This is a genomic window from Acidithiobacillus sp. TH-A36 (assembly GCF_057473445.1).
This window is the reverse complement of record NZ_JBYCKP010000307.1, coordinates 1-6793: the sequence shown is the minus strand read 5'-3', so window position 1 is coordinate 6793 and position 6793 is coordinate 1. Positions and strand designations below refer to the sequence as shown.

Sequence of the window (6793 nt, the reverse complement as noted above, 5' to 3'; positions counted from 1 at the left end):
GCGAAGAAATAGCAAAAGAGGAACCTCGTTTAGAGAATGGATATCGATGGCAGCAAATATTGGAATACATCAGGCAGCATCTGTTCGAAGCAGATATACTGTCTCCATCAGCGTGTGCGAAACGCCTCGGAATTTCAGAAAGTTATATACACAGGCTCTTTGCGCAGCGTGAGCTGCGCTTTTCAAGGTATGTACTTGATCAACGCCTTGATATTGCATATGTTCTACTTCAGAACAAAGCACTCAGAACTAGCAACACCATAGCATCAATTGCCTACCAATGCGGTTTCAAAGATCCTGGTCATTTCAGTCGAGTTTTTAAACAACGTTTTAATGTGTCACCTCGTGATTGTCGCTCATTTTAGTAACGAGACACAATGCATCATTTTGTCTCGTGGGTAGGGCTGGCCAGATCCGTAGGCCGTTGATTGGACGGGACCCGGATGCTGTCTGATCAGGGCACTTATGAGACAAAAAGCAGAGGCCGTTCATTTTATGCCGGATCAAGACAGCTCCAGGCGGCGCTCGATGCGCTCAAGCCGCTGGTTAAATCCATCTGACGTGAGTTGCTGCTGAGCATCAGCGGCGGCCAGAGTCCCCAGATGCTGGATGATATTGGCCTGCCCGGATTCCAGATTACCGACGCGACGGGTTATGTCGTCCAGCTTGCGCTCGACGCGATCCAGTATGGACTGAAAACGTTTCAGGTGTTCCAGCATGAGGTTTTCGATTTCTTCTGCCATTTTTAGTCTCCCTGATTTGAGGGCCGAGTATGCTCAGGACCGTTTCAAGCGGCGCTCAATGCGGTCTATGCGCGTAACGATCTCGTCAATACGAGTTTGCTGGCGATAGGTATCCTCTTAGGCACCGACGATATCCAACCGCAATCCGACAATTTGTTCCTCGATCCGCTCCAAACGATGCTTAACATCATTCAGCTCTGCCCGCGTCTCGCTGCGAAATGCGATAATATCATTGCGTATTGCGCACAAGTGTTCCAGAACAAGATCTTCCGCGTTGTCCGCCATAACGGGCTCCTCTAACTGATTGTCTCTGAGCATAGATGCTCTTTGTCTCCCTGAAAAGACGAAAGATATCTGCCAGGACAAATCTACCGTGGGCCTAAATCGACGGGTTGTTCCATTGCTCCACGAACCGCAAAGCCAAGACTATCCAGGAAAGTTGGCCAGTGACCACGAGGATCTAACTCCACGGCAGGCCCGTCGTATTTGTGCAGCATAAACTTCCGGCATCCGTCGCAATACGCAAAGGCGTCGAAACGGCCGGGGTGCGCGTCTTCAACCTGGCCGAGCACCAGAAATACCGTTTTTACTTCGCCATCGAGAAAGCGCTGTTTCACCGATCCAAACTTCCTACCTTCCAGTTTGGCGATTTCCCGCAAGGCAGTCCGTATGATGGGATCGCCGGTTTTCTGCATTTGAACATGCTGGGCGGCCGTCATGTTTTCTGCTATCGCATACCATTCATCTGCAGTGATCCCCATCAGTTTCCTCCTACTTGTTTCGTGCGTAATGGTGTGTTTCCAGCCATTCCTTCAGCGCTGCGTCAATGCGGGTCTGCCAACCTGGACCAGAGGCCCGGAAACGGGCAACCACCTCTGGTGAGAGCCGCATGGTTACGCGCTCCTTGACGGGCGCCTTCTGCGGTCCGCGTGTGGACAGCTTGGCCTGCAAAGAATCGGGCAGGGCGCTAAACGTTCGGGCACGGGCAAAATCCTCCGTCGTCCATTCGGGATTGCCGTCGTCCTCAGATGTCTGATGAAGGTCTGCTGCTTTCATAACGCTGGATCTCCCTGCGATTCGCTTTCCGAAAACTGATCACCCGAATACCGGTATCCTGCTCCACAAAAACCAGCGCATGTAATCGCCCGTCCAAGGTTCCCATAGCCCGGATCCGGGTCTCGCCATACTCGCGGCGGTCGTCCACGCGATAGAGCGCGGTGTGGAAGTCAAAATCTATCGCCCGATCAAAACTGAGGCCGCGCTCTTGAACGTTGCGGGCGTTTTTAGCCGGATCATAGGTGATTTCCATTACCTTTATTGTACGCACAATCTGCGCATTCGTCACTGCCCTGTACCCATCGGAATCCAAACCCCGCTAAGGTTGCGCCAATGTCCGTATAGGCAGCGGCAACACTCTTTGGATGATGCTTTGTGACTTCCTTAACAGTCAGGTCAAAGGCGATGGCGAACACTAGCGGGCCTCTGGATCGTCCAGGGCGTCCTTCAGGGGATATTCCAGGCGTTCTCCTGTTTGTGGCACCTCAATCTCGACGGTCCAGCCCTTTGCGGTGGCATGCCCTTCCTTGAGTATCTGGTAGGGAATGCCAAACGGCCCAAACTGGCGGAATGTTCCGATCAGCTCGGGATACGGAAAGTCAGCGATGTGTGGCTGCATGGATTGCCCTCCTGTTTGGTTTGCATAGTACATTTTATTCTGGCATCCAGCCTTCCTGCATGATATCGGTTATTTCCCAAGGGAGTACTTCTGGAAACACCACAAGCTCTATACCCGTTTCATTGGATGCCTGAACGGTCGCCTTCGACCATACTACGTCCAGCCACTCGGGATCATTCAGCAAAGGTTTCAGGCTGGGAGAACCTGCCAGCTCGTACTTAACATCCTTGCGTTGTGTGGTGATGGTACGCTGCCAGCTTTTGCTTCTGAGTGCTGGTTGGTATTGCCATTTGAGAAGATGCGCCATAAGCACAATCATGCGGCTTGCCAGTGCCCGTTTTTCGTTACGTCCCAAGTCCTCAATCTCCTCGGCCAGGTTTAAGGTGTCCACGTCGGAGATTTGCCCGGAACGAAGCATCTTTGCCTGTTGTTGCGTCCAGGCAAAGTAGTCCCGTTCATACAATTCCGGTAGCGGTTGCTCAATTTGTCTAGCGGTGCTCATGGACAGGCCTCCTGTTGGCATGAATAGACTCTCTGGAGCATAGGCGAAAGAACATAAAAGAAAAAGCTGTGTAATGGGTTGAACCACAAACCGCCGATTTCCGAAAAACGATGGAAAACAGATCAGTGGCGCCGACCCCCGGAATGATTCACTCCCGTTTACTGAAGTAGCCGCATATTCAGGAGCGGATTGTGGCGCGTCCTTCTGCGGTGCGCTCATCAGTGAAGCAACCGTCTCACCACCAATACGACAGCGCATTGGATTTGTCTGGCACCATGACGGGGCCACCATCCCAATCTCCCACGCGGGAAAAACGACGGAGTATCTGCTGGTTTTCCCGCCGATTTTTTCGATTGCAAATCCGCCGGAAGTACGAGGGTACCATCTTCATGGTGCGCTGGCTGTCTGAGTGAAATTTGGCCAATCGTTTCCGCCCTTCTGATGAATGCGGGGCAATCCGCTGCCGCAGCAAAGATCTTGAGGGCAAACTGACCCAATCCGATAATACCCAACGATATTCGTATCGGGCGCTACGCCGCCGAATGGTTTTCGACATGAAGTTTCTCCTGCTGTGAGTCGTTACTTCATGGCGCCCTCCTTTCCCGGATCTTTTTTACGCTGTGGCACATATTCTCCCCGAATAGTTTCTTCTTGGTGATCTGGTCTGTTGCTCAGAACGGTTCCGGATCATCCATGGTGTAGCATCCACCAAAATCATAGGCATCGAAAACTTCTTCAACGACCGCATAGGGCGGTCCATTGAACCACGAGGAATCCGCACAAACAGGGCTGCCGTCCGCGTATGCTATATGGATGGCAGCGATGGTTCTGGTGCCTACATCCGTGCATCGCCAGGTGCCTGTTGCCGTTTTGAAGGATGCTCCTATTTTGAATTGCGCGTATTCCACTTTTTCTCCTGGGACCATCGTTCTCAACGCTCTCATGAATTAGAGCAGTCGTGTGTCGTGCAGCCCCATTATTCCCCATTTTTTCAATCTCCCCCAGGGGATACTCTGATGCCATTGACGATGGGCCAATCGGCGAATACCTTGGTGTTTGAGCCATACCTGCCGTCTTAAGGTGCAACCCCGGTGCCCCGTATCGATATAACGGCCAGGTGCACACCACTTGGAGCAGGAGGCACCAGGCAGGTGGATTCTGCAATAACCGGCATAGCGATGCGCCTTAAAGCGCGTTTGAATGTGAATAAAAGCGAATAGACCATTGCGCGGTCCGCATTTTCTGTGTGTTCTCACGATTGGTTCCTCCTACCAAAGACGAGGTCTTTCCCTCTGTAACGGCGGCTGTCGTTCTGTAGAACACGGTTTATCTGGAGCGGGCGGCGCATGCGCTGCGCGGCAATGGGCATGCCATCGATGACGCGCTGTTGCAATACTTGTCGCCGCTCAGTTACCGGTTACTCTGCTTTGTCGAATTCCTTGCTGATTGCCGATCCTATAAATCTGCACAAAGCTGTGCGGAGGATTTATCCGCACACGGTTGATAGGCTTGCGCCTGCAACGCGTAGCTATTGACGCTCAGTTGTGCCGGAGAATGGGCCAAAAGAATATGTCTGACCTCCTGATAGGGCGTGAACCGAGTCTCTCAATTAATCGACTGGCCAGGTCCGTAGTCCGTTGACTGGACGGGACCAGCCCTGGATGAACCGGGCCTTTATAAGACAAAAAATCAGAAACTGCTCATTTTGTACCCGTTCAGGACCATTCCCCCTGCGGCCCCCTGCCCTGACCGCATGCTTAATGGACCTTTGGCCGCCGTCCCCGCCGGGCCTTGCCATGTTCTTCCAACAAAGCTTCCCCTCGTTCCTGCAAGGCCTGTGCATCTTCCTGAAGGGCTTTTTCGAGAGCCGCGATAAAGTGACGGTAATCCCATTCCGGAGCTAATGCCTCAGCCGCCCGCACAAAGCGTTTTTCCTGCGCTACGTTTTTCTTACGAGCTGACGGAGTCTGCATCAGCCGTTTTTTCTCAGCCTCAATCTTGGCTATCGCAGCTTTCTGGCGTTCCAGAATCTCCGCCTGCTTTTTCTCCAGATCGGCCAGACGCTGTTCCGGGCTGCGCCGCACCCGTTTTTTCCCTTCGGTCATGTTTTCTCCTTTTCTGTTCCTCAGTGATTCACTTTCCCGGCAAACTCTTTCCCCGCCTTGAACTTGATACTTTTCTTGGCCGGCACCTCAATTTCCTGTCCCGTAGCGGGATTCCGGGCCTTACGCGCAGGTTTGTCCACGATTTCAAATGTACAGAATCCCGGAAAGGTGATTTTTCCGGCCGCAGACAATTCCGTTTCCAACGTATGACGGAACGCCTGAAAACAGTTTTCCGCATCCACTTTGGACATCTCCCCATGACGGGCCAGGGCAGCAATAAATTCGGTTTTGTTCATCAGAACCTCTTTTTTATATAGGCGGGTCTGGTCAATGTAGGGAATTCCCATAACCGGCGCAACACAAGCGCATGCCATTCCGCGTACGGTTTTATTGCGAATTGACCAATCTCCGCATCGCCTGACCGGGTTTAAAATGCACACGGCGTTTCTCAGTCACCGCTACAGGTGCACCCGTCTTCGGATTCCGGCCGGCTTTGGCCGGAATCGTATGCAGGGTAAATACTCCGAAATCCCGGATCTCGATCCGCTCGCCATCCGCTAAAGCCCGCGCACAATGATCCAGGATCAGTCCGACCGCCATAATGACCTCTTGTCGGGAGATCGCTTGGTTACCCTGATCCCGTAAGGCCTGATACATCGTGTCCATGAGTTCGGATTTCGTCATTGTTTTTCTCTACCGTTCTTCTGATTCGTCAGCTTATCCAAAGGAGATTCCGGATGATTCTACCCACATTTTCTTCTGCATAGAAACAGCCAGATAATCTCTTTACGTCCTTTCAAAAATCTCTTTTTTGAGCGTTTTCTTTGCCTTCATTTCCTTCATCCGTCAGAAAAGTGGAGTTTTCGATCTGCCCTTTATTCGGGTTTCCCCGCAAAACGGTGTTCCCTGTATCCTCGGAGGTCCAGTCGGCCAGATCCAGCGCGACCAAGGGGGCTTCTACCGGCACATAGCGATGCTGCTGTCGGGTTTTCTGAACCTGCCGTCGAATGACTTCTGCCGCTTCCGGAGAATCCACCCTTTCGCGCCGTTCGCGGGTGGGTTTCTGACGGATTCTGCCCCAACAGCGGAGCAGCTCCCATTGTCCCCAGAGATCCTGCTGCAGACAGAGCCGGTAATAACGAAAAACTGGGGGATCAGCATCGGGTTGAACCTTCTGCCAGGTCACACACCACCAGCGAGACAGATCATAAACCAGATCGCTATCTGAATCGGGCGTATGCATGACCTATTCTCCTCCAGCGATCGGCATGTCCTATAAAAACCGTAAGCCCTACCGGAACCCATATTCACGGGCAATAAGGAAACCCTCCCCCCCTACCGGGCACCCTCCTCCGCTTCCTCTCTACAGGCCCAGACGTTAACTGAACCGCCCTTACTGCCGATCGTACAGGAAGGTGCATGAACCAGCCCCTGCACTCGCAACTCCAGCAGCAATCCATTCACCCGATTCACGGTCAATCGTAAGGCCCGGGCAATCTCCACGGAGGTACCGGGATTTTTCTGCAGACAGGCAAGAATCCGCCCCATATCCTGAGCCGCCAGAGGATGGCGGGCTTGTGGGGTCCGCGCGTTCATTTTGACAACAGCCGCGCCCGTTGCATCAGTTCCCGGATCAACCCCCGCAGGATGGCATTCTCACCGGGAAGGTGTCGTCCCTTGCGATAGGCAATAGCGATTTGTTCCAGTAAGGCGGTATCGGACATCTGGGTTTCATCGCCCCTTCCCCCCCAGACCAACGCATAATCTC

The 6793-nt window shown here is 52.8% G+C and carries 15 protein-coding genes and 1 pseudogene; 2 read left to right on the top strand and 14 right to left on the bottom strand.

Going from position 1 to position 6793, the window contains the following annotated elements; genetic code table 11:
- A partial coding sequence (locus AC2VLY_RS08160; RefSeq protein WP_486893487.1) for a helix-turn-helix transcriptional regulator occupies positions 1–365 on the top strand: 365 nt, incomplete at its 5' end.
- A 138-nt stretch (positions 366–503) separates the two neighbouring features.
- Here the strand turns inward: AC2VLY_RS08160 and AC2VLY_RS08155 are convergent.
- The 9 genes from AC2VLY_RS08155 to AC2VLY_RS08115 form a co-directional block, all read right to left on the bottom strand.
- Positions 504–743: a hypothetical protein gene (locus tag AC2VLY_RS08155; protein WP_215858679.1), complete on the bottom strand. Its 240-nt coding sequence runs from the start codon at positions 741–743 to the stop codon at positions 504–506.
- A gap of 117 nt (positions 744–860) precedes the next feature.
- Entirely contained in the window at positions 861–1028 is a 168-nt protein-coding gene (locus tag AC2VLY_RS08150; RefSeq protein WP_486893485.1) for a hypothetical protein, read from the bottom strand.
- Positions 1029–1111: 83 nt separating this feature from the next.
- Positions 1112–1504 carry a hypothetical protein gene (locus AC2VLY_RS08145; RefSeq protein ID WP_486893483.1) on the bottom strand — a complete coding sequence of 131 codons (393 nt, stop codon included), beginning with the start codon at positions 1502–1504 and terminating at the stop codon, positions 1112–1114.
- A gap of 10 nt (positions 1505–1514) precedes the next feature.
- On the bottom strand, positions 1515–1799 hold the full coding sequence (locus AC2VLY_RS08140; RefSeq protein WP_486893482.1) for a BrnA antitoxin family protein: 285 nt from the start codon (positions 1797–1799) through the stop codon (positions 1515–1517).
- Positions 1768–2088 (bottom strand): BrnT family toxin, encoded by a 321-nt coding sequence (locus AC2VLY_RS08135; protein WP_486922071.1) that lies wholly within the window; start codon positions 2086–2088, stop codon positions 1768–1770. The genes AC2VLY_RS08140 and AC2VLY_RS08135 overlap by 32 nt, the downstream gene beginning before the upstream one ends.
- A gap of 126 nt (positions 2089–2214) precedes the next feature.
- Positions 2215–2418 (bottom strand): DUF5397 family protein, encoded by a 204-nt coding sequence (locus AC2VLY_RS08130; RefSeq protein ID WP_486893479.1) that lies wholly within the window; start codon positions 2416–2418, stop codon positions 2215–2217.
- A 34-nt stretch (positions 2419–2452) separates the two neighbouring features.
- Positions 2453–2920 carry a DUF29 domain-containing protein gene (locus tag AC2VLY_RS08125; RefSeq protein ID WP_486893477.1) on the bottom strand — a complete coding sequence of 156 codons (468 nt, stop codon included), beginning with the start codon at positions 2918–2920 and terminating at the stop codon, positions 2453–2455.
- A 235-nt stretch (positions 2921–3155) separates the two neighbouring features.
- Positions 3156–3476, bottom strand: coding sequence for a hypothetical protein (locus tag AC2VLY_RS08120; protein WP_486893476.1), 321 nt, complete (start codon positions 3474–3476; stop codon positions 3156–3158).
- Between the two features lie 115 nt (positions 3477–3591).
- The gene (locus AC2VLY_RS08115) at positions 3592–3828 is read right to left on the bottom strand and encodes a hypothetical protein (protein WP_310514511.1); all 237 of its coding nucleotides are present in this window, start codon (positions 3826–3828) and stop codon (positions 3592–3594) included.
- A 386-nt stretch (positions 3829–4214) separates the two neighbouring features.
- Between AC2VLY_RS08115 and AC2VLY_RS08110 the strand changes: the two are divergent.
- Positions 4215–4334: pseudogene (locus tag AC2VLY_RS08110) on the top strand (Tn3 family transposase); the annotation flags it as partial.
- A gap of 343 nt (positions 4335–4677) precedes the next feature.
- Here the strand turns inward: AC2VLY_RS08110 and AC2VLY_RS08105 are convergent.
- The 5 genes from AC2VLY_RS08105 to AC2VLY_RS08085 all read right to left on the bottom strand — a co-directional run bounded on the left by AC2VLY_RS08105 (position 4678) and on the right by AC2VLY_RS08085 (position 6621).
- Positions 4678–5025, bottom strand: a complete 348-nt coding sequence (locus tag AC2VLY_RS08105; RefSeq protein ID WP_486922070.1) for a hypothetical protein — start codon at positions 5023–5025, stop codon at positions 4678–4680.
- A gap of 20 nt (positions 5026–5045) precedes the next feature.
- On the bottom strand, positions 5046–5321 hold the full coding sequence (locus AC2VLY_RS08100; protein WP_486892634.1) for an HU family DNA-binding protein: 276 nt from the start codon (positions 5319–5321) through the stop codon (positions 5046–5048).
- A gap of 91 nt (positions 5322–5412) precedes the next feature.
- Positions 5413–5709 (bottom strand): HU family DNA-binding protein, encoded by a 297-nt coding sequence (locus tag AC2VLY_RS08095; RefSeq protein ID WP_486892633.1) that lies wholly within the window; start codon positions 5707–5709, stop codon positions 5413–5415.
- Positions 5710–5821: 112 nt separating this feature from the next.
- On the bottom strand, positions 5822–6268 hold the full coding sequence (locus tag AC2VLY_RS08090) for a WGR domain-containing protein (RefSeq protein ID WP_486922069.1): 447 nt from the start codon (positions 6266–6268) through the stop codon (positions 5822–5824).
- 92 nt (positions 6269–6360) lie between these two features.
- A complete protein-coding gene (locus tag AC2VLY_RS08085; protein ID WP_486922068.1) occupies positions 6361–6621 on the bottom strand; it encodes a winged helix-turn-helix domain-containing protein in 261 nt (86 codons plus the stop codon).
- Between the last annotated feature and the right edge of the window lie 172 nt (positions 6622–6793).

Excerpts from the sequence above, each read along its gene's own strand:
- AC2VLY_RS08140 (WP_486893482.1), bottom strand. The coding sequence starts at position 1,799 with ATGAAAGCAGCAGACCTTCATCAGACATCTGAGGACGACGGCAATCCC.
- AC2VLY_RS08100 (WP_486892634.1), bottom strand. The coding sequence starts at position 5,321 with ATGAACAAAACCGAATTTATTGCTGCCCTGGCCCGTCATGGGGAGATG.
- AC2VLY_RS08120 (WP_486893476.1), bottom strand. The coding sequence starts at position 3,476 with ATGTCGAAAACCATTCGGCGGCGTAGCGCCCGATACGAATATCGTTGG.
- AC2VLY_RS08085 (WP_486922068.1), bottom strand. The coding sequence starts at position 6,621 with ATGAACGCGCGGACCCCACAAGCCCGCCATCCTCTGGCGGCTCAGGAT.
- AC2VLY_RS08125 (WP_486893477.1), bottom strand. The coding sequence starts at position 2,920 with ATGAGCACCGCTAGACAAATTGAGCAACCGCTACCGGAATTGTATGAA.
- AC2VLY_RS08130 (WP_486893479.1), bottom strand. The coding sequence starts at position 2,418 with ATGCAGCCACACATCGCTGACTTTCCGTATCCCGAGCTGATCGGAACA.
- AC2VLY_RS08145 (WP_486893483.1), bottom strand. The coding sequence starts at position 1,504 with ATGGGGATCACTGCAGATGAATGGTATGCGATAGCAGAAAACATGACG.
- AC2VLY_RS08090 (WP_486922069.1), bottom strand. The coding sequence starts at position 6,268 with ATGCATACGCCCGATTCAGATAGCGATCTGGTTTATGATCTGTCTCGC.
- AC2VLY_RS08105 (WP_486922070.1), bottom strand. The coding sequence starts at position 5,025 with ATGACCGAAGGGAAAAAACGGGTGCGGCGCAGCCCGGAACAGCGTCTG.
- AC2VLY_RS08095 (WP_486892633.1), bottom strand. The coding sequence starts at position 5,709 with ATGACGAAATCCGAACTCATGGACACGATGTATCAGGCCTTACGGGAT.
- AC2VLY_RS08150 (WP_486893485.1), bottom strand. The coding sequence starts at position 1,028 with ATGGCGGACAACGCGGAAGATCTTGTTCTGGAACACTTGTGCGCAATA.
- AC2VLY_RS08155 (WP_215858679.1), bottom strand. The coding sequence starts at position 743 with ATGGCAGAAGAAATCGAAAACCTCATGCTGGAACACCTGAAACGTTTT.